This is a genomic window from Pseudomonas sp. P110(2024) (assembly GCF_057480795.1).
Window position 1 is genome coordinate 70,584 of sequence record NZ_JBLIYT010000018.1, and the last position, 19,953, is coordinate 90,536.

At 67.5% G+C, this 19,953-nt stretch carries 21 protein-coding genes; 11 read left to right on the forward strand and 10 right to left on the reverse strand.

Features of this window, described 5'->3' with window-relative positions:
- Positions 1-72: 72 nt before the first annotated feature.
- Positions 73-1,743, forward strand: a complete 1,671-nt coding sequence (locus tag AC25ND_RS24280) for a ShlB/FhaC/HecB family hemolysin secretion/activation protein (RefSeq protein ID WP_288518931.1) — start codon at positions 73-75, stop codon at positions 1,741-1,743.
- 11 nt (positions 1,744-1,754) lie between these two features.
- On the opposite strand, the gene AC25ND_RS24285 is transcribed toward AC25ND_RS24280, so the two are convergent.
- Both AC25ND_RS24285 and AC25ND_RS24290 read right to left on the reverse strand, forming a co-directional pair.
- A complete protein-coding gene (locus AC25ND_RS24285; protein ID WP_028691357.1) occupies positions 1,755-2,162 on the reverse strand; it encodes a response regulator in 408 nt (135 codons plus the stop codon).
- A 45-nt stretch (positions 2,163-2,207) separates the two neighbouring features.
- A complete protein-coding gene (locus AC25ND_RS24290; protein ID WP_028691358.1) occupies positions 2,208-2,390 on the reverse strand; it encodes a Flp family type IVb pilin in 183 nt (60 codons plus the stop codon).
- Positions 2,391-2,680: 290 nt separating this feature from the next.
- On the opposite strand from AC25ND_RS24290, the gene cpaB reads away from it, so the two are divergent.
- Genes cpaB through AC25ND_RS24330 form a run of 8 tightly spaced genes read left to right on the forward strand, consistent with a single transcriptional unit; the run spans position 2,681 to position 10,138 of the window.
- Complete coding sequence (gene cpaB / locus AC25ND_RS24295; RefSeq protein WP_486976620.1) at positions 2,681-3,628, forward strand: Flp pilus assembly protein CpaB; 948 nt, start codon at positions 2,681-2,683, stop codon at positions 3,626-3,628.
- A gap of 19 nt (positions 3,629-3,647) precedes the next feature.
- Positions 3,648-4,940 carry a type II and III secretion system protein family protein gene (locus AC25ND_RS24300; protein ID WP_182324529.1) on the forward strand — a complete coding sequence of 431 codons (1,293 nt, stop codon included), beginning with the start codon at positions 3,648-3,650 and terminating at the stop codon, positions 4,938-4,940.
- A complete protein-coding gene (locus AC25ND_RS24305) occupies positions 4,937-6,127 on the forward strand; it encodes a CpaE/TadZ family protein (RefSeq protein ID WP_028691361.1) in 1,191 nt (396 codons plus the stop codon). The genes AC25ND_RS24300 and AC25ND_RS24305 overlap by 4 nt, the downstream gene beginning before the upstream one ends.
- A complete protein-coding gene (locus AC25ND_RS24310; protein WP_028691362.1) occupies positions 6,124-7,380 on the forward strand; it encodes a TadA family conjugal transfer-associated ATPase in 1,257 nt (418 codons plus the stop codon). Before AC25ND_RS24305 ends, AC25ND_RS24310 begins: the two co-directional genes overlap by 4 nt.
- The gene (locus tag AC25ND_RS24315; protein WP_349739034.1) at positions 7,377-8,258 is read left to right on the forward strand and encodes a type II secretion system F family protein; all 882 of its coding nucleotides are present in this window, start codon (positions 7,377-7,379) and stop codon (positions 8,256-8,258) included. Before AC25ND_RS24310 ends, AC25ND_RS24315 begins: the two co-directional genes overlap by 4 nt.
- Positions 8,259-8,260: 2 nt before the next feature.
- Positions 8,261-9,148, forward strand: a complete 888-nt coding sequence (locus tag AC25ND_RS24320; protein ID WP_486976621.1) for a type II secretion system F family protein — start codon at positions 8,261-8,263, stop codon at positions 9,146-9,148.
- 14 nt (positions 9,149-9,162) lie between these two features.
- Positions 9,163-9,864: a tetratricopeptide repeat protein gene (locus AC25ND_RS24325; RefSeq protein WP_207852033.1), complete on the forward strand. Its 702-nt coding sequence runs from the start codon at positions 9,163-9,165 to the stop codon at positions 9,862-9,864.
- 13 nt (positions 9,865-9,877) lie between these two features.
- On the forward strand, positions 9,878-10,138 hold the full coding sequence (locus AC25ND_RS24330; protein WP_028691366.1) for a DUF3613 domain-containing protein: 261 nt from the start codon (positions 9,878-9,880) through the stop codon (positions 10,136-10,138).
- 46 nt (positions 10,139-10,184) lie between these two features.
- On the opposite strand, the gene AC25ND_RS24335 is transcribed toward AC25ND_RS24330, so the two are convergent.
- Both AC25ND_RS24335 and AC25ND_RS24340 read right to left on the reverse strand, forming a co-directional pair.
- Positions 10,185-10,967 carry a response regulator gene (locus AC25ND_RS24335; RefSeq protein WP_189660374.1) on the reverse strand — a complete coding sequence of 261 codons (783 nt, stop codon included), beginning with the start codon at positions 10,965-10,967 and terminating at the stop codon, positions 10,185-10,187.
- A 113-nt stretch (positions 10,968-11,080) separates the two neighbouring features.
- Complete coding sequence (locus tag AC25ND_RS24340) at positions 11,081-11,551, reverse strand: A24 family peptidase (protein ID WP_028691368.1); 471 nt, start codon at positions 11,549-11,551, stop codon at positions 11,081-11,083.
- A 75-nt stretch (positions 11,552-11,626) separates the two neighbouring features.
- Here AC25ND_RS24340 and AC25ND_RS24345 point away from each other — a divergent pair, with 75 nt between their 5' ends.
- Positions 11,627-12,070, forward strand: a complete 444-nt coding sequence (locus AC25ND_RS24345) for a TadE family protein (RefSeq protein WP_028691369.1) — start codon at positions 11,627-11,629, stop codon at positions 12,068-12,070.
- Positions 12,067-14,703 (forward strand): PAS domain-containing sensor histidine kinase, encoded by a 2,637-nt coding sequence (locus AC25ND_RS24350; protein ID WP_338148746.1) that lies wholly within the window; start codon positions 12,067-12,069, stop codon positions 14,701-14,703. The genes AC25ND_RS24345 and AC25ND_RS24350 overlap by 4 nt, the downstream gene beginning before the upstream one ends.
- Here AC25ND_RS24350 and AC25ND_RS24355 read toward each other — a convergent pair.
- The 6 genes from AC25ND_RS24355 to AC25ND_RS24380 all read right to left on the reverse strand — a co-directional run bounded on the left by AC25ND_RS24355 (position 14,688) and on the right by AC25ND_RS24380 (position 19,953).
- Positions 14,688-16,640 (reverse strand): pilus assembly protein TadG-related protein, encoded by a 1,953-nt coding sequence (locus tag AC25ND_RS24355; RefSeq protein WP_486976622.1) that lies wholly within the window; start codon positions 16,638-16,640, stop codon positions 14,688-14,690. The genes AC25ND_RS24350 and AC25ND_RS24355 overlap by 16 nt on opposite strands.
- Before the next feature lie 120 nt (positions 16,641-16,760).
- Positions 16,761-17,321 (reverse strand): DUF4136 domain-containing protein, encoded by a 561-nt coding sequence (locus tag AC25ND_RS24360; protein ID WP_186597267.1) that lies wholly within the window; start codon positions 17,319-17,321, stop codon positions 16,761-16,763.
- 19 nt (positions 17,322-17,340) lie between these two features.
- Entirely contained in the window at positions 17,341-17,973 is a 633-nt protein-coding gene (locus AC25ND_RS24365; protein WP_069017042.1) for a DUF4136 domain-containing protein, read from the reverse strand.
- 20 nt (positions 17,974-17,993) lie between these two features.
- Complete coding sequence (locus AC25ND_RS24370; protein WP_062362070.1) at positions 17,994-18,743, reverse strand: methyltransferase domain-containing protein; 750 nt, start codon at positions 18,741-18,743, stop codon at positions 17,994-17,996.
- Positions 18,740-19,045: a MazG-like family protein gene (locus AC25ND_RS24375; protein ID WP_028691375.1), complete on the reverse strand. Its 306-nt coding sequence runs from the start codon at positions 19,043-19,045 to the stop codon at positions 18,740-18,742. Before AC25ND_RS24375 ends, AC25ND_RS24370 begins: the two co-directional genes overlap by 4 nt.
- Before the next feature lie 56 nt (positions 19,046-19,101).
- Positions 19,102-19,953 (reverse strand): MaoC family dehydratase, encoded by an 852-nt coding sequence (locus AC25ND_RS24380; RefSeq protein ID WP_088851502.1) that lies wholly within the window; start codon positions 19,951-19,953, stop codon positions 19,102-19,104.

The following is a 19,953-nucleotide window of genomic DNA, read 5'->3' on the forward strand; positions in this document are numbered from 1 at the left end:
GGTGAGTGAGGCCGACCGGTGCGCCGTGCGCCGGTCGGTCACCCTGTCACCCTTGGATCATGGAGTGTCCGAATGCGCCGATTGCTGGTGACGATGCTGGCGCTGTCCGTGGCCAGCCTGGCCCGGGCCGAACCCCTGCCGAGTTTTCTCAACAGCAACGAGACCGAGCGCCGCCTGCCCACGCCGAACCTGCCGGTGGATGCCTATCGCCCCGGCCCCGCCGGCCTGCACGTGCCCACCGTGGACAGCGCGCGCCAATCGCCGCTGTTGATGAGCACGCAGGTGGCGGTGCGCAAGGTGCGCTTCGAAGGCGGCACCGTCTATCCATTGAGCGACCTGCGTGAGCATTTCCAGCCGTTGATTGGCCGTGAGGTGACACTCGCCGAGCTGATCGAGGTCACCCGTCGCCTGACCCAACGCTACCAGCAAGACGGGTACTTGCTTTCGTACGCCTACCTGCCGCCCCAGGACTTCGCCGATGGTCGGGTGCGGGTGGTTTTGGTGGAAGGCTACATCCACGACTATCAGGTACAGGGCGATATCGGCGCGGCGCGCGCCTACCTGGACCAGTTGATGGACCGCCTCAAGGCCGAGCGTCCGCTGACCCGTGAGAGCTTCGAGCGCTACACCAGCCTGGCCGGGCGCATCCCCGGGGTGACCTTCCAGGCCCAGGTGCCGCCCCCGGCCACCACCGATGGCGCGACCCGGCTCCTGGCCGAGGTCTCGCGCAAACCGATCACGACCACCCTGAGCCTCAACGACGGCAGCCGCGACGACCTGCAGGCGTTGATCGGCGCCAGCAGCAACGCGCAAACGCGTTTTGCCGAGCAACTGAGCGCCAGCGTGCTGGTGCCGCCCGGCGAAGACAAGGAGCATTACTACCGCCTCGACTACAGCCAGTTCCTCGATGCCGAGGGCTCGAAGCTGCTGCTGTCGGCCTCGCGCTACCGCAGCGATCCCAAGGCGCGCATCCGCCTGGACAACGGCATCGACCTGACCCAGCACCGCGAGAACGATCGCTACTCGATGGGCATCAGCCAGACATTGATCGCCTCGCCCAGCGAATGGTTGGAGGTGGTCGGGCGCTTCTACGTGGTCAACGACCGCATCGACTACCAGGTGGTGGGCTTTCCGTTGCGCCTGGACAGCCAGACCGATATTCGTGCGCTGTCCTTCGAAGGGGACTGGCGCAAGGCCGAGGCACGGCGCCTGCGCATCCTCAGTGCCGGTGTCTACCAGGGCCTTGACCGCCTGGGGGCCAGCACCAATGCCGACTACGACCTGGACTTCCTGCGCCTGCGGGTATCGGGGGTGCAGAGCGACAACTTCACCGACAACTGGCAGGGTGTGGCCTCGGCGGCAGCCTACTGGAGCAACGACAGCCTGCCCGACAGCGAACGGGCGGTGTTCGGCGGGCAGAACTTCGGGCGGGGTTACCCCAGCGACCAGGGCTCGGGCGACAAGGGCTGGGGGTTGGCCTACGAGCTCAACTACAGCTTCCGGCGTGACGGCGCCTGGCTCAAGGTCGTGCAGCCGTACGTGGCACTCGACACGGCGCGGGCCTGGTTCAACGCGCTGGACGTGGAGGACACGAAGATGTCATCGGCGGCGCTGGGGCTGCGGTTCGGCGATATGCGCTACTACAACATCGCGGTCGAGGTGGCCAAGCCGATGTCGGACATCGCCCTGGACAGCTTCAACCGGCGGCCACGGCTGAACCTCAGTTTCAGTTATCAGCTGTAGGAGCGCGCAAGCTATTTGACGGCCTGCATCAATGGCTTGGGAAACAGGTTCTCCAGCGTCTCGAGTAGCCGTGCGTGGTAGATCGGCTTGCGGAACAGGTCGAGCACCTGCAGCCGCAGCAGGTCGCTGACATCGTCCATGTCGGCATGCCCGGACATCACGATCACCGGCAGGTGCTGGCGCGCGGTGTGCTCACGCAGGCGCTGCACCAGGCCCAGGCCGCTTTCCTCGGGCATGCGCAGGTCGGTGATTACCAGGGCGACATCGGGGTGGCGGGTCAATTGCTGCAGGGCGCAGCGCACCGAGGTGGCGGTGTGGCAACAGAAGCCCTCGTTCTCCAGCAGCTCGGCCAGTTCCAGAAGGGCCTCTTCCTCGTCGTCCACCAGCAGGATCTGTTGACGCAAGGAAGAGGTCGGCATGGTCGGCTCCAGGCAGTGGGACTACACGTCATGCAGGTGCTGCGGTCACTGGGTGATCGCGGTCTTGATGGTGGTCATGATGGCCGATACCTCGGTCGAGATCGGCGTGACGAAGCCGGCCAGCACCACCGCCACCATGGCCGCGATCACGGCGTATTCGATACCGGAGGCGCCGTCCTTGCGCTGGAGGAAAGCCCTTACATGGATGAGGATTTGTTGCAGCAGCATGGCACTACTCCTTGCGCTCGATGGGCGCCGGTCGGCGGGGCTTGATAAGTGATACCCCTTTGCCATCAGAGCATTGCCAAGCTGTGGCGACCTGCAAATGTAAGAAGGCATTAATCCAAAAGTATTGGTTGTAATTGGCGATGCTAAGTTTTTGTTTTGCCGACGCGTCAATTTCATGGCTCTAAAAATGCGGTGCAGGTAATGGCGAAAGATGGCGGCTCAGCTACCGTCCAATAGCGAAATAGTTACCTTTTGCCATCATTGGTCCCAGGCGTGGGGGGAGAGCGCAGATGAGCAGTCGCCTGACCATGATCCTCGCCGGCCTGTTCCTGATCGCGGCCTTGCTCGCCGGGTACTGGGGCCTGCGTTTGAGCCGCCCGGCCGAGCCCGCGCCAGCGCCATTGGCGCCTCCGAGCGAAGCGGCGATCCCCGCCGCGCCCGTCCCCGTCGCCCCTCCCGAGCCGCCGCGCTCGCCCATCGTGGTGTTGCGCAGGGCGGTGCCGGCCAACACCCCCTTGAGCGAGGACGATGTGCTGGTCGAACGCCTGCAGGTGGTGCCGGCCGGCGCCTTCCAGCAACTCGACCAGGTGCTCGGGCGCCGCAGCATCCGGCCCCTGGCGGCAGGCAGTTGGCTGGAGGAGTCGAGCTTCCAGGCCGGCGGACCGCTGGCGCGGATGATCCGCCCCCACGAGCGCGCCGTGGCGGTGGCCGTCGACGATGTGATCGGCGCCGCCGGGCAGTTGCGCCCGGGTGACTTCGTCGACGTGCTGCTGTTTCTGCGCGAGGAGAACAACAACCCGCAGTCCTCCGCCCAGGTGGTGCTGCCGGCCCTGCGCGTGCTCAGCGTCGACCAGCAGACCGGCCTGGCCAACGACGGGCGTCCGGCGCAGACAGCCGAAGAGCAGAAGGCCCGTCGCGACCAGCAATCGCTGAACAGCAACACCACCCGCACCGTGGGCCTGGCCGTGCCAGAAGCCCTGGCCAGCCGGCTGATGCTGGCGGCCCAGGCCGGGACCTTGCGCCTGGCGGTGCGCAGCGCCGAGGAGCCACTGCTGGCGGCCTACTGGTCCGGCCAGGACGCCAGCCCGCAGTTGCAGAGTGCCAACCGCGACCTCTATCGCTTCAGCCAGCTGTCCCAGGTGCCCCTGGCCAGCCAGGCGGCCGCCGCCGCGGCTGGCGCCCCAGCGATGCAGATCATTCGCGGCGCCCAGAACGGCGATAACAACAAGACTCCCTGAACCGGCAAGGATGCGATCCATGCGTATTTCTTTGCGTGTTACTCCACGAGGCGGATGGCTGGTCCCGGCGCTGCTGGTCCTGGCCCTGCTGGCGCCGACTGCGCAGGCGGCGGCCAAGGGTTGCGCCGCGTTCGGCCAGTTGCCGTCGGTGATCGAGATGGACCAGGGCTTGCAGCAGGAACTGCGCCTGCCGGTGGCCATCACCCGGGCCGCGGTGGGCGAGCCCAAGGTGGCCGATGTGCAGCCCAGCGGCGAGCGCGCCGTGCTGCTGACGGCGGTGGGGCAGGGCACCACCAGCCTGATGCTGTGGACCGACTGCACCGCGCAGCCGCACCGGGCCATGTTGTTTGTCAAGGGCCGGGCCAGCGCCGACATGACGGAAACGGCGCAACTGCCCTCCGCCCAGGAGGACCTGCCGGTGCAGGTGCAGGCTGATATCCGCTTCGTCGAAGTGCGCCGCCTCAAGTACAAGGAGGCCGGGGCGCGGTTGTTCTTCAAGGGCTCGAACAACAGCCTGATCGGCTCGCCCGGCACCGTGCCCGACACGGTGGTGCGCCCGGGCTACGTGCCGAGCACCGCCAGCGTGCCGAGCTCGGCCAACTACGCCGACGCCCGGCCCGGCATCCCCCTCGACAACAGCGTCTTCAACATTGTCTGGGGCGGCGGCAGCAGCCGCTTCCTGGCAATGATCAACGCCCTGGAGAACAGCGGTTTCGCCTATACCCTGGCGCGCCCCAGCCTCACCGTGCTGAGCGGGCTGACCGCAAGTTTCCTGGCCGGTGGCGAGATCCCCATCCCGGTGCCCAGCAGCGGCAGCGACAACGTGTCGATCGAGTACAAGGAGTTCGGCGTGCGCCTGGCGCTGACCCCCACGGTGGTCAGCCGCAACCGCATCACCCTGAAGGTCGCCCCCGAGGTCAGCGAGCTGGACTTCAACAATTCGGTGGTCATCGCCGGCACCCGGGTGCCGGGGCTCAGCGTGCGGCGTACCGATACCAGCATTTCCCTGGCCGATGGCGAGAGCTTCATCATCAGTGGCCTGATCAGCAGCAACGTGCGTTCGAACGTGGACAAGATGCCGGGCCTGGGCAACCTGCCGATCATCGGTGCGTTCTTCCGCCAGTCGGCGCTCAATCGCGAGGAGACCGAGCTGTTGATGATCGTCACCCCGCACCTGGTCCAGCCGCTGGCCGCCAATGCGCGCCTGCCGGAACTGCCGGGCGAGGCGTTGCGCACCTACGACCCCAGCTGGGGCCGCCTGTTCTTCATGGAAAACGGCAACTTCGAAGGCCGTGGCGGGTTGTCCCAATGAACGAAAGCCTGAACCAGACCTACCTGGCCCTGACCCGCACCGACGAGGACCTGCACTGGCTGCAGGGCGCGCTGGCGCCGCTGGGGCAGGTGATCGGCGCCAGCAGCCCGAACCTCGACGAGCTGCTGGCGCTGGTCGACATGACCTTCAGCAACCTGGTGTTCATCGGCCTGGACCGCGAGCAGTTGATCGGCCAGTGCGCGCTGATCGAGGGCATGCTCGAAGCCAAGCCGATGCTGGCCATCGTCGCCCTCGGCGACGGCATGGACAACCAGCTGGTGCTGCACGCCATGCGCGCCGGCGCCCGCGACTTCGTCGCCTATGGTTCGCGGGCCAGCGAGGTGGCGGGGTTGGTGCGGCGCCTGGGCAAGCGCCTGCCGACGGCCACCAGCAACCCCAGCCTGGGCGGCCTGACCGTGCTCTTCGGCACCCAGCGCGGCGCCGACGGCGCGCTGCTCACCACGCACCTGGCGCGGGTGGTGCAGGAGAGCGGCCAGCAGACTCTGCTGCTTGATCTCGGCCTGCCCCGGGGCGACAGCCTGGCCCTATTGGGCCTGGAGGCCTCGTTTCATTTCGGCGACGCCCTGCGTCACCTGCGTCGGCTCGACGCGACCCTGATCGACAGCGCCTTCACCCGCGACAAGGGCGGCTTGCGCATCCTGGCCTATGCCGACAACGACGAAGCCCTGGCACAGTCCAGCGCCGCCGAGCTGTACATGCTGCTCAGCGCCTTGCGCCAGCACTTCCAGCACATCGTCGTGAACCTCACCGGCCAGGCCGACAGCGAGGCCCTGCGCACCATCGTCAGCCACTGCGACAAGCTGATCGTCTACACCGACCAGAACATCATCGACTGCCGGCGCAACCTGGATGTGCTCGAACAGTGGCGCGACCGCGGCATCAAGCTCGAACACGCCAGCCTGCTGGTGGACCGCTACCTGCGCCATGTGGCGCCGGATGCCGACGCCCTGGCCAAACGCTACGGGCTGGCCTTGCTCAAGGTCATGCCCTACAGCCCGGAGGTGCGCCTGAACGCCAAGAACCAGGGCTTGAGCCTGTTCGAGCTGGCTCCGCGCGAAGGCCTGACCCAGGCCCTGCGCGGCCTGGGCGAGCGCCTGGCGCAGCGCTCGGAAAACCTGGCGCCGGCAGGCCAGGGCTGGCTCAACCGGCTGTGGGGCAACCGATGAGCAACGAAGAACCCTTTGGCGGGCCGCGCCATGCGGCCAGCGATCCGCAGGTGCTCAAGCGCGCGCTGCACCGGCACGTCATCGACGCCATCGAGGACAGCGGCCGCAACCTGCTCGAAGGGGCGCGACCGGTGCTGGCGCAGTTCGTCCTGGAACAGGTGGGCGACTATGTGGCGCGCCTGCGCCTGGCCCTGTCGCGCTACGAGATGGAGCGACTGGCCGAGGAGATCGTCGACGAGCTGACCGGCTACGGCCCGCTGGAGGTGCTGCTGCGCGATCCGAGCGTCACCGAGATCCTGGTCAACGGCCCGTACCGGGTGTTTGTCGAGCGGGCGGGGCTGTTGCAACAAACCGACTTGCGCTTCATCGACGCGCATCATGTCGAGCGGGTGATGCAGCGCATCCTTGCGCCCCTCGGGCGGCGCCTGGACGAGTCGTCGCCGATGGTCGACGCGCGCATGCCCGACGGCAGCCGGGTCAACGCGATCATCCCGCCGGTGGCCCTGGACGGGCCATGCCTGTCGATCCGCAAGTTCCGCCAGGACATGCTCAAGAGCGCCGACCTGCTGGCCACCCGGGCCATCGACCAGCCGATCTACGACTTCCTCGAACGCGCCGTGGGCCGACGTTGCAACATCCTGGTCAGCGGCGGCACCGGCACCGGCAAGACCACCTTGCTCAACATCCTCAGCCAGATGATCGCGCCCCAGGAACGTCTGGTGACCATTGAGGATGTGGCCGAGCTGCAACTGCATCACCCGCATGTGGTACGCCTGGAGACCCGCCCGCCAAATGCCGAAGGCCATGGCGAGATCAAGGCCAGCGAGCTGATCCGCAACGCCCTGCGCATGCGCCCCGACCGCATCATCCTCGGCGAGATCCGCGGCGCCGAGGTGCTCGATGTGATGACCGCGATGAACACCGGCCACGACGGTTCGATGAGCACGGTGCACGCCAACACTGCCCAGGACGCGCTGCTGCGCCTGGAGACCCTGGTCGGCCTGACCGGCCGGCAGGTGGCCGAGAAAACCCTGCGGCAGATGATCTGCGCGGCGCTGGACGTGGTGATCCAGCTGACCCGACTGGCCGATGGCCGGCGCTGCGTCAGCGAGGTGCTGGAAGTGGTCGGCGTGCGCGATGATGTGTATGTGACGAACACCCTGTTCCGCCTCGACCGGCGCAGCGGCGACGGTTTCTTGCGCGAGGCGCCGAACCCCGCGGGAAACAAGCTGCGCCACGAGGGCGTGCTGTGATGGGCCCGCTGCTGCTGGCGCTGTCGCCCTTGTGCCTGGGCATGGCGCTGCTGCTGTTGCGCCTGGGCCTGTACAAGCGTGGCGAGGAGCGCATCCTCGAACGCCTGGGCCGGGCCTACCGCGCCGTGCGCAGCGGCAATGCCCGGCGCGACTGGCTCGACCCGTTGCTGCAGCGGGCGGGCCTGGCCCATGCCGAATTTTCCCCCAGGCCGTGGCTGTTCGCCTGGTTGGCGCTGACCGTGCTCGCCGGCCTGGTGGCGGGCTGGGTGGTGGCGTCGATGGTGCTGTTCGGCCTGCCGCTGTTCGGCCATTTCTTCCTGGCCTGGCGCTGCCGGCGGCGCCTGCAGCAGATCGTCCAGCAACTGCCTGGCCTGCTCGACTACAGCGTGCGCAGCCTCAAGGCCGGTCGCACCCTGAACGAGGCGGTGCTCGGCGGCGTCGACAGTACTCGCGAGCCGCTGCGCTCGGCGATGCTGAGGGTACGGCGCAACGTGCAACTGGGTGTGCCGCTGGAGGATGCGGTCAATGAATTCGCCGAACTCTATGGCCAGGCCGAACTGCGCATGTTCGCCCTCGGGCTGCGCATCAACCAGCGTCACGGCGGCAATGCCAGCGAGCTGATGGAGAACCTGATCAAGCTGATTCGCGAACACGAGCAGGGCGACCGGCAACTGCGCGCCATGACCGGCGAAACACGCATTACCGCGTGGATCCTCGGCGCGCTGCCGTTGGCCATGGTCGGCTACTTCCTGTTTGCCAATCCCACCTATCTGTTGGCCATGTGGCACGACCGCAGTGGGCAACTGATGCTGCTGTTCGCCTTCGCCCTGCAGGCCGTCGGCTGCCTGGTGCTGTGGCGCATGATGAGGAGCCTGTAAGTATGGCCTTGTTGCTTTGCGCGCTGTTCTTGTTTGCCGCGTTCGTGCTGCTGGCCTTGCAGGTCGGCCAGCAATGGCGGGCCCGGCAGCGGGTGGCGCGACGCCTGCAGGGACGGCTGGTCCGTGACGAGCGGCTCGGCGACTGGCTGCAGTGGCTGGGCAGCAGCCCGCTGGGACGGCGCCTGCAACGGCTGGATGGCGAGACCCAGGCGCTGCTCGATCGCCTGGGCTGGCGGCGCAGCCGGCAACGGGCGTTGTTCGCCGCCGTGCAGTTGGGCTTGCCGCTGCTGGCGGTGGGCGTGGCGCTGCTGCTAGGCCATGGCTTGCCCGGGGAAAACCGCGGGCACTGGGGCGTGCTGGTGCTCTGCGCGATGGGTGGGGGCTACCTGCTGCCCAAGCGCTTGCTGGTGTTGGCGGCGGCGCGGCGCCAGCGGCAGATCGCCCAAGAGGTGAGCCTGCTGATCCCGCTGCTGCGCATCCTCTTTGAAACCGGGCTGGCGGTGGAGCAGGCCCTGCGGGTGCTGGCCCATGAAGGCTGCAGCCTGGTACCGAACATCAGTGACGAATTGCGCCTGGTCCTGCAGCGAGTCGACTCAGGCCTGGCCCTGGGACCGGAGCTGGAAAAGACCGCGCGCCTGCTGGCGGTGGACGAGTTGATCGACACCTGCGTCATTCTCCAGCAACTGCTGGTGCAGGGCAGTGGCTCGATGAAGTCGCTGCTGGCGCTCAAGGAGTTGCTTGACGACCGGCGCCTGACCGGCCTGCAGGAACGGGTGTCGAAGATGTCGGCGAAGATGTCGGCGGTGATGATGGTGTTCCTGTTCCCGGCGTTGCTGATCGTCCTGGCCGGGCCAGGTTTTTCCGCGCTGGCGCGGGCCTTGGGCTCATGAGGGGATAAATGGATATGAAAGCGATCCTGACGTTGATCGGCCTGTTGCTGCTCACCGGTTGCGCCGGCCAGCCCCCCGAAGGCCTGGCCCGTCTGCTCGGCGGTGGCACCTGTGGCAAGCCCGATGCCGACCAGCAACTGAGCCTGGACATGGCCGACCAGATGATCAGCGAAGGCCGCCCGCACGCGGGCCTGGCCCACCTGGAACAGCTGCCTGACACCCTCGACCAGGTCCGCCTGCGCAAGGCCAAGGTACTGCGCCAGCTCGGGCGCGGCGAGGCCGAGCCGCTCTACCGCAGCCTGCTCGGCGGCTGCCTGGCCGCCGAGGGCGAGCACGGCCTGGGCCAGCTGGCTTCGGCCCGTGGCGATGACGTCCAGGCCTTGCGCAACCTGCAGCGGGCGGTACGCCTGGCGCCAACCGACGAGAAGGTGCGCAACGACCTGGGCGTGGTGCAGATGAACCTGGGCAACCACGAACAGGCGCGCTTCGAGTTCCTCACCGCCATCGAGCTCAAGGACGACAACCCGCTGCCAGCGGTGAACCTGGTGACCCTGTCGCTGGTGCAGGACAACTGGCGGCAGGCGGAAGATTTGGTCAATCGCCTGCGCCTGAAGCCCGAGCAATTCGCCGAGGCCCAGGCCCGGGCCCAGCGCATCAGGTCCAACGGGCGCGGCCCACTGGCGGCGACCGAGTCTTCGGCCGCGGCCATCAACTGATCGGGAGGTGATCATGTTCAAGCCCTGGATTGTCCTGGCCTGCCTGGCCGCACCGCTGCTGGCGCAGGCCGAAGAACCTGTGCGCCAGCCACGCCCACAGACCGCCACCGAGGCCCTGCTGCAGGTACAGGCGAGCAATCGCCAGGCCTCCAGCGTGCGCCAGGAACAGACCGACAAGGAACGCGACCAGGCCATGCAGCGTTGGCTGGACAGCTACAAGTACGCGATTCCGGATTTCTACCGCTGGACCAAGATCAGTTCGTCGAACAATTGAGCACTTGAAGCTGTGGCACGATCGTGTAGGAGCGGTATTCACAAGGTCAGTGCGTGGTAAACCGCTGATGCACCGGCGACGAACGCGGAGTCAACGCCAGCGCCAACTGCGTGCGGTTGTGCATGTGGGTCAGGCGCAGCACCTGCGACACGTACAGCTTCACTGTGTTCTCGGTGATGCCCAGCTCGCAGGCGATCTGGTAGTTGGTCTTGCCCTTGCTTACCAGCCGGGCCACTTCAAGCTGGCGCGGTGACAGCTTCTCGAAGGCGGCGGGCAGCTCCGCCTCGCCGTCCTCGGCATCGCTGGCGCGACGGTGGGTGCCCTGGCCACGGGCTTTTTCCAGGTCCTGGTAGAGATCATCGATGGACTCGGCCAACTCCTGCAGACGCTGGTTGAGGCTGCCCAGCTCGCGGAAGTTGCGGCGCCGTTCGAGCAGCGCCGCTTCCTGGCGGCGCACGCCTTCGAGCAGTTCGTCGAGGTCCATGGGCTTCTGGTAGTAGTCGGCGAAGCCCTCGCGCAGGGCGCGGATCACGTCCTGCTTGTCGGCGCGGCCGGTCAGCATGATCGCCTCGAACATGCGCTGCGGCCCTGCGTTTTGCTTGAGGGTGCGGACCAGCTCGATGCCATCGCGCTCGGGCATGTGCAGGTCGCACAGGATCAGGCCGATGGTCTCGTCGGCCTTGAAGCAGTCGATGGCCTGGCCGGTGGAATGGGCGGGGACGCAACGGTAGCCCTCGCTTTCGAGAAATTCGCACAACTCTTCGACGATCACTGGCTGGTCGTCGACTACCAGCACTTTCACCTCACTGACGGACTTGTTCACGATCAACTCCCTGTTGTATCGGCTCTGCTCCCGGGCCAGAGGCTCTGGCAGGTAGAAAAGTAGTCGCACTTTGCAATTATGTACATGCATCTAGCTCATGGAAGCGACCCAGCGGTCGGTTATTGGATCCAGACGGCCGTCAACAGGAAGCCGGCCAGCACATACGGGGCAAAGGGCTGCTTGTCGCCGACCTGTTCGGCCAGCGCCTGCAGGCGCTTTTTCACCTTGGGATTGAGCAGGGTCCACAGACGCCGCCGGCCGAACATCCAGGCGAGCACGGTGACCCCGGCGCCGATGAAGGTGCCGAGCACGTATTGCGGGCTGGTGGCCAGGGCCAGGGCGCCCATCAGCTTGACGTCGCCGGCGCCGAAGCGGCCGAGCATGTAGCCGGGCAGGGTGAGCAGCATGACGATGGCCAGGGCCCAGCCGGCTTCGCTTGCGTCGGCGCCGATCCAGCTGCGTCCGGTGGCGAACAGCCAGGCCAGGGCGCACGCCGCGACCCCGAGGGTCAGGGCGTTGGAGATTTGCCGTTCACGGACATCTTGTTCGGTGCACAAGGCAAGCCACATCAGGAGAACAATGCTTTGCATTGGCAAATTGCCATCCCTATTCGTTGAACGGTTCTATGCTTTCAGACAGGTCTCACAGTCAGGGTAGACGCGATCATGAAAGCAAGCCCGGCGGGACAGCAAAAAGGCGCGGCAGCCATCGAGTTTGTCGCGGTATTCATGGTGTTTTTCGCGGTGTTCTACGGGCTGGTCAGCTACGCCTTGCCGATGCTGATGCTGCAGTCGTTCAACCAGGCCAGCAGCGAGGCGGTGCGTCGCTGCGTGGCCGTGGACCCCGCCAGCCAGACCTACGAGCTGGACGTGCAGGGGCTGGCCCGCCAGGTGATCGGCCAGCAGTTGGCGTGGATGCCCAGCGCGCTGGGATTCAACGTGCTCACTGACACCCGGGTCACCGTCGGTGTGGACAAGGTGCTCACGGTGGTGATCGACTACCCGCGCTCGCGCCTGACGCGGGTGCTGCCGACCCTGGTGCTGCCGGTGGTCGGTGACGTACCGAAGCTGCCCGCGCGGCTGCAGGCCCAGGCGAGCCTGCAACTGTGAGTGGTGGCCTGTTCGATCGCTGGTTCGCCGCGCCGGTCCCGGCCCAGACGTCCGAGGTGACGCCGGCCATCGGTCTGCAGCTGTGGCTCGACGACCAGGCGCGGGTGTTGCGTCTGGCCGGTCCGCTGCGCAGCCTGCTGGCACTTCCCGCTCAGGCGGGCGCGCGGGTGCACGATTATCTGGAGCGTCACAGCTGGCTGGTGCTCGAAGGGCAGCCCGCCGACTGGCAGGGCCAGCCCCTGGACCTGGATTTTCACACCGTCATGGGCCATGCGCTGCACACCCGTGGCTGGCTGCAGCGCCACGAACAGGGCTGGATGCTGCAGCTTTTCGACATCGGTGACCTGCTGCGCGAGCAGCGCTGGGACCGCCAGCGCCCCTTGCTCGGCGAGATCGGACACGCCCTGCGCGAATGTGGCAGCGAGCGCCTGCTACAGACGGCCCGCGAACAGTTGCACAGCCTGGCCGAGCACTGGCAGGCGGCCGCGTTGCGGCTGATGCTGCGCGAACCAGGAGGCTGGCGCCACTACGCCAGCAGCGACGAGACCTGGCCCTGGCCCGACGATCGCAGGCTGCGTGAGCGCCTGGACCGCTGGCCGGCCCATACCCTGGTCGAGGTCGATGACGACCCCGAGCTGCTTGCCCTGTGCGGTGCTGCGTCGTTGTTCCTGGTGCCCTATCGTCAGGGCCTGGAGGCCGAGGCCTGGGTGCTGTGCGCCGGGGCGCGGCAGGCGCCTGCGGTCGACATGGCCCTGGCGCTCGTACGGACCTTGACCGAGCCGCTGCTGGTGCGCCATCGCCGCCAGCAACTGCAGCACCAGGCCCATCACCTCGATGACCTGCAGCGCCAACTGGGCGCGGGATGGTGGGAGTGGCCGGCGCACGGCGAGCTGCAGCTGGACCCGGCCCTGGCCGCGACCCTCGGGCTGGCGAATCGGGTCAGCCTTGGCCAATGGCTCGCCCGCCTGCACCCGGCGGACCGCGAGCCGGCGCAACTGGCCCTGGACCAGGCCCGTGACGGGCAGGCGCTGAGCCTCAGCGTGCGCCTGCCGGGTCACGATCCCCAGGCGCCGCCGCGCTGGTTCCATTGGGCCGGCCAGGGCCAGGCCGGCCAACTGCGCGGCTTCCTGCTCGATATCAGCGCCCTCAAGGCCCAGGAGCAGCAGGCCGGCGCGGCCCGTGCGCGGCTGGAGAACCTCATCGCCCGCTCGCCCGCGGTGATCTACGTGCAGCGCTATGCCGAAGGCGCGCTGCACAGCGACTTCTACAGCGCCAGCCTGGCGCCGTTGCTCGGCTGGGCGGCCGATAGCGAGCAGGCGCGCCAGCCGGGCCTGGCGGTGCATCCGGACGACCGTCCGCTGTGGCTGGAGCGCACCCGCGGTCTGTTGCGCGATGGCCAGGTACGCTGCCGCTATCGCCTGCGCGATCACCTTGGCGGCTATCACTGGATGCTTGACGAAGCCCGCCTGCTGCGTGACGACCTCGGCCAGCCGCTGGAGGTGGTCGGCCTGTGGCTGGACGTCAGCGAGGCCACGGAAGCTGCCGAGCGCATGCGCCAGAGCGAGGAGCGCTACCGCGTGCTGGTGGAAGACTCGCCGGCGATGATCTGCCGTTATCGCCCGGACCTGACCGTGCTGTTCGGCAATCGGCCCTTGGCCGACTACCTGGGCTGCACGCCCGGGCAGTTGCAGGGCGCGGACCTCGGGCAATGGTTGTCCGCCGGCCAGCGCGAGGCCTTCCTCCTGCGCCTGCGGGCGCTGACGCCGGAGCAGCCGGTGAGCAGCGCGGAGATCTGCCTGCAACTGCCCGGCCGCGAGCATGCCTGGTGGGTCTGGGCCGACCGTGGGTTGTTCGATGCCGAGGGCAACCTGCTGGAGGTCCAGGCCGTGGGCCGCGACAACACCGAAGTGCGGCGCAGCCAGCAGCAACTGCTGCAGGGCGCGAAGATGGCGACCCTGGGCGAGCTGGCCACCGGTTTGTTGCACGAGATCAACCAGCCGCTCAACGTCATGCGCATGGCGGTGGTCAACACCCTCAAGCGTCTGGAGAACGGCGCTGCCGATCCTGTTTATCTGGAAGACAAGCTGCGCCGTATCGAGGCCCAGGTCGAGCGCGCCGCCCGGCTGGTCGACCATATGCGGGTGTATGGCCGGCGCTCGGCGGTCGAGCGCGAGCGCTTCGCCGCCTGGGCCGCGGTGCAAGGCGCCCAGGCGTTGCTAGAGGAAGGCCTGCGCGGCAAGGGCGTGACACTGCGCCTGGAACCGCCCGAGGCCTTGGCCCAGGTGCTCGGGCATCAGGATCAGCTGGAACAGGTGCTGATCAACCTGATGGTCAATGCCCGTGACGCCTTGCTGGAAAAGCAGGTGGCGCAGCCGTGGATCCGGGTACGCCAGACGCTGCATGGCGGGTGCCTGTGGTTGCTGGTGGAGGACAACGCCGGCGGGATCGATCCGCAGCTGCACGAGCGGATCTTCGAACCCTTCTTCACCACCAAGTCGGCCGGGGTCGGCACCGGGCTGGGCTTGTCGGTCAGCCATGGCATCGTCAGCCAGATGGGCGGCCGCCTGAGCGTGGACAACGGCGTCGAGGGCGCGTGCTTGCGGGTCGAACTGCCCCTTCACAGCACCAGTTGAGCGTGGCCGCTGGCGCAGCTGAGGTTGGTGCCGACCTGGGCGTCGAGCAGGTCGATACCCAGCACCTTTAGCAAGCCGTTGACCAGGGGATCAAGCAGGGGGCTGAGCAGGTTCTTGATGACCGGCTCGAGGATGTTCTTCACCCCGTCCAGCAGCCCGGCGGTGAGCACCAGCACCTGGCCGAGGCCGCCATTGCCGGTGGGCCTGTAGGCTTCCAGGTGGATGCCCGCCAGGGTGTCGGACAGACTCGCCACCACCTGCGCCTGGTCGCTGTCCATGGGTTGGTAGGCCGGTTCCTGGCCGATTTCGGTCGGGGCATGGGCACCGCTGAACAGCAGGGTCTTTTCCACTGGGCCACTGCCCAGCAGCTTGCTGTCCACCCGCAGGCCGATGCCACCGCCGGCGTAGGGCAACCGCGTGCCGCAGGACGGCGGCAGGATCAGCAGGCGGCTGCAGACATTGGTGCCGATATCGATGACTGGCAAGGCCTTTACCACGGTGGTGCCGTTGCTGAGGAAGTCCGCCGTTGAATCGAACCTGCCGATGGCGATTTTCGCCGCCGAGCGCTGGGTGAGGGTGGTCAGGCTCTTCGGGCTACAGGTGTAGTTGTCGGGCGGTGCCGGGCGCAGGCGGCTGCTGCCTTCGGCGACTTCGATGCCGATATCGATATGCACCTGGCCGTCCAGCAGCTTGATGTCGCTGACCTTGCACGGAATGCCCAGGGCGCAGGTCAACGATTGCACGGTGCCCAGCAGGTTCAGGCTGAGCAGGTTGTTGAGCACGTTGGTCAAGGGTGCCGCGAGGTCCAGCACCGCATTGAGCAGCCCGGCGATGCCGCTTAGCAGGGGCAAATCGAGGGAGACCAGGGCGCGGATCTGGGCGGTATGAACGCGCAACTCGTCCGTGCGCGGGTCACCCACCGCCGAGATCTGCGGGGGCTCGATCACCCGCAGTTGCACGCGGCCATTGACCAGCCCGAGCACATTGATCGGCAGGTCGGCGTTGACGGCGTTCTCGCTGGCCGCCAGTTGGATCACCCCTTGCACCAGTTGCAGCAGCTGGATGCTGGCGTCCAGGCCAGCCTGGGCCGTGCCGTTCTGCAGGTCGAGCAGCTCGCCCAGTTGCAGGCCGCCCACCGGCAGGTCCGCCGCCAGCTTGCCCAGGTTGGTGATCACATCGACGGCGGCGCCGCTTTGCTGCAACACCTTGACCGCGGCCTGCAGCAGGACGGTGGCGCTGGTGTCGGCGTTGAGCAATTGCTGGTAGTCGCCGATATCCAGGTGCAGGTCCACCGCCAGTTGGTCGAGGTACTTCAGCAGGTTTAGCTGGGTGTTGGCGATGCCCTGCCAGCCCAGCACATCGAGCTGCGCCGAGCCGCCCAGGGCCTTGAGCAGGGCGTTGAGCACCGAGCCCTGGGTCGAGTTGACGGTGGCCAGGGTAGTGCGGATGCTCAGCCGCGCCTGGGGCGTCCCGGGGGTGGCTGCCACCGCGCTGGCACGCAGGGTGGTGGTGCGGGCGATGGCGCCACCCTGGACCAGCGCGTACACCCCGCCAGCGACGCTGGTGACCACCACGTTGCTGACCTCGACCCTGATCGCCTCGTGACGCACGTTGTCGGCGGTGAACGTGCGCAGGTTGTCGAGGCCGGTGCGCAGGTAGCCGCAGTTGGCAATCAGGGGGTTGAGAGGCGAGTGGCCGTTGCGGGTGGCCGCGGTGCGGGCCAGGGTGGAGGCCTGCGGGCCGCTGCCGCTGCAGACGCCGCCGTGCTCGGCGGCTTCCAGGGCGGCCATGTCGGCGATGCGCTGCAGCTTGCGTTGTTCGAGGTAGAGGCGGCCGCTGTCAACGGTCAGGAGCATGAACACCAGGGCCAGGCCCATGGTCAGCGCGGCCATCAGGCCGATCGCGCCGCGTTGGCGCACAGCGGAACGGGGAACCACGGGCACTCCTTTGCCGGCCTGTGGCCCGGCAGCGCGGCGGCGGTGCAAGGAGTGTAGTCAAGGTGATGGCAAGTTGCCTTGTCTGCTGCACGCGATCTCTGTGGGAGCGGCGCGCAGGCTTCAGTGCGGCGGATAGTTGCTCAGCACCTGGGTCACGGTCTTCTGGATCGCCGCATTGCGCTCCTGCGGGCTGGGCGGGTAGTTGTTCATGATCTGCTCGGCGCTGCCGCGCCATACCAGCTTGCCGTCGCGGCCATCGAACAGGTCGACCTGAATGGTCGCCACCTTGTAGTCGACGCTGCGCGTCTCGTTGTACATCGGCCCGCCCCAGTAACCGCCCCAATAACCACCCCAGGCACCGCCGTAGTTGGTGGTGACCTGCTGCTGGCGGTCCTCGACGATCAGGTAGGCGCGCACCTTCACATCCGCCCGGGCATTGCCCTGGACCGGGCGCAGGCCGCGCTGGTCGAGCTGGTTGGAGACCGCCTGGCGAATGCGTTGCTCGGTCAGGTCGCTCTTGATCCGCGGATCGTCCGGGCGATATTGCAGGCCCGGTTCCTGCCAGGCCCAGCTGCGATAGGCGGCGAAGTCGCGGCTGGCATCGAAATCGTGCTGCACGTTGTTGCTCGAACAGGCGGCCAGCAGCAGGGCTAAGGACAGTAGAACGAGACGGCGCAACATGGTGGTTCTCCGTTGAACGTTAGCTGGGAGGATAGCCGCTCATCGCCTTGCTCACTGACTCGCGCAGGGCGCTTTCGCGCTCACGCGGCGAGTCCTTGTCGCTGCCGCTTTCGGCGCTGGCGCTCCACACCGGCTGGCCGTTGCGGGCATCGAACAGGTCGATGCGCACCACCATCACCTCGACTTCGTAGGTGCGCACGATCGGCACGCTTGCGTAGCCGCCATAGCCGTTGCGATAGCCGCCGTAGCCGACGCCGCCGTAAGGGTAGGGGCCGTAGTAGGGATCGTAGTCGTAGTCGCGCACCTGGCGCAGGCGCCGCTCCAGACGCACGTCGGCGCTCACCAGCAGGTCGGCGGGCGCATTGCGTGCCGGGCGCAGGCCGTGCTGGTCGAGGGCACCGCTCACCGCGTCGGCCAGTTGGCCCGGCGTCGCGTTGGCCAGGCCCCCGGGTGGCTGGTTGTTGCGCCAGCTCCAACTGCGGTAACGGCCGTAGTCGCGTGTCGGCGCGGGGTAGGCGCTGGCATCGAAGGTACTGGCGGCCTGTGGCGGCGCCGGCGGCAGCGGCTTGCCGCTGGCGACATAGGGGTTGCTGCCCTGGCAGGCGGCCAGGGCGAAGGGGAGCAGGGCCAGGCAGAGCAGACGATACGGCATGGATCCTCCTGGCGAGCGGGTCAGTGGGGGCGGCACATCCAGTGCAGGTAGCGGCCCAGGCCGGCGAAGCTGGGGTGACGGCGGTGCGCCAGTTCCATCTCCAGCAGGTCGAGCAGCTCGGCCTTGTCCTGGAACTCTTTGGGCATGTAGTCGTGGAACACCCGTACGCCGCTCTCGCTTTCGACCTGCCACAGAGCTTCAAGTTGCGCCTTGAGCTGGCGTGGATCAAGTGGTTTCTGTGGTGTGAGGCTCTGCTTTTCGCCGGCCAGCCGATTGTGCCGCAACTTGCGGAAATGGCCCTTGAGCAGGTTGCGGTAGACCAGCGCGTCGCGGTTGTAGAAGGCCAGCGACAGCCAGCCACCCGGCGCGGTCAGCTGGTGCAGCACCGGCAGGATGCTCTCGGGCTCGGCCAGCCATTCGAGCACGGCGTGGCACAGCACCAAGTCGTAGGGTTCGGTGAGTTGGCCGAGCAGGTCCTGCCACGGCGCCTGGATGAAGGTCGCCTGCTGGCCGGCCTCGGCGAAGCGCGCACGGGCGCCGTCGAGCATCGGCGCGGCGGGTTCTGCAAGGGTCACCTGGTGGCCGCGCTGGGCCAGCCACAGGGCCATGTGGCCGAGGCCCGCGCCGATATCGAGCACCCGCAGGGGGCGGTCGGGCAGGGCCTCGGCCAGGTCGGCCTGGAGCACCGCCAGGCGGATGGCGCCCTTGGCGCCGCCGTAGATCTTCTCGGCGAAGCGGCTGGCCAGCTCATCGAAATGACGGTCGTTCATTTGCCGAAGCGCCTCTCGCTGTCGGCGAGCTTGGCCCGCACCACCTCGTTCATGTCCAGTCCCAGCTCACTGCACAGCAGCAACAGGTAGAGGACGATATCGCCGACTTCCTGGCCGGCGTGGGCGAGCTTGTCGGCGGGCAGCCGGCGGGACTCGTCCTCGGTCAGCCACTGGAAGATCTCCACCAACTCGGCCATTTCGACGCTGGCGGCCATGGCCAGGTTCTTCGGGCTGTGAAACACCCGCCAGTCGTTGGTGTCGCGGATGCGGTGCAGGCGTTCGGTCAGTTCTTGCAGGTTCATCGGGGTCTCCTCGTGGCGCATAGCTTCCGGCGAGGTGCCTTGCAAAGCAAGCCCGATCAGAGCGTGCGCCAACTGCCGAGCATATGCAGCAGGCCGCCGTGGCCATCCAGGCGCAGCTCGCCGCTCGGCCCCGCCTGGCTGGCGCTCAATATCACCTCCGAAGGCAGGCGCACCGGTTTGTGGAAGTCCACCGCGAAGGCATATCCGGCCTTGGGCAGGTGCCCCTGCAAGGCCGCCAGCGCCATGGCCTTGCTCCACATGCCGTGGGCGATGGCCCTGGGGAAGCCGAACAGGCGTGCCGTGAGGCTGCTCAGGTGGATCGGGTTGTAGTCGCCGCAGACCCTGGCGTAGCGCCGGCCGATATCGCCGTCGGCATACCAGCGGGTGGCTTCGGGCAACGTGGCGGACGTTGTGTCGGCGAGTTCCGCGGCCGGTGCGTCGAGCTTGAGGCCGCGCACCAGCATGCGGCTGGTTTCGCGCCAGAGCAGGCCGAGGCCATCCTCGGCCTCGGTCACCAGGTCGAAGGTGCCGCCTTTTTCATGGGGCTGCAGGTTGTCGGCATACACCGCGAAGCGCAGCCCGTCGATGCCGCCCAGGGGGCGCAGCACCTGCAGGCTGTTGTGCAGGTGCACCAGCCCCAGCAACGGGAAGGGAAAGTCCTCGGCGGTGAGCAGTTGCAGTTGCAGGCTGAAAGCCATGACGTGCGGGTAGGTGCCCGGCAGGCGGCCATCGTCGGCGAAGTGGCAGAGCCGGCGGTAGGCCGCCAGGTTGGCGGGGTCGACCCGCAGGAAGCAGCGCAGGCCCTGCTCCGGCAGCTGGCTGCCACGGATCTTGCGTTTGCCGAGGGCGCGCAGGTACAGGCTCGGTCGTGATTCGGGGCTGTGCAGGTCGTGCCAGGATCGGGTCAT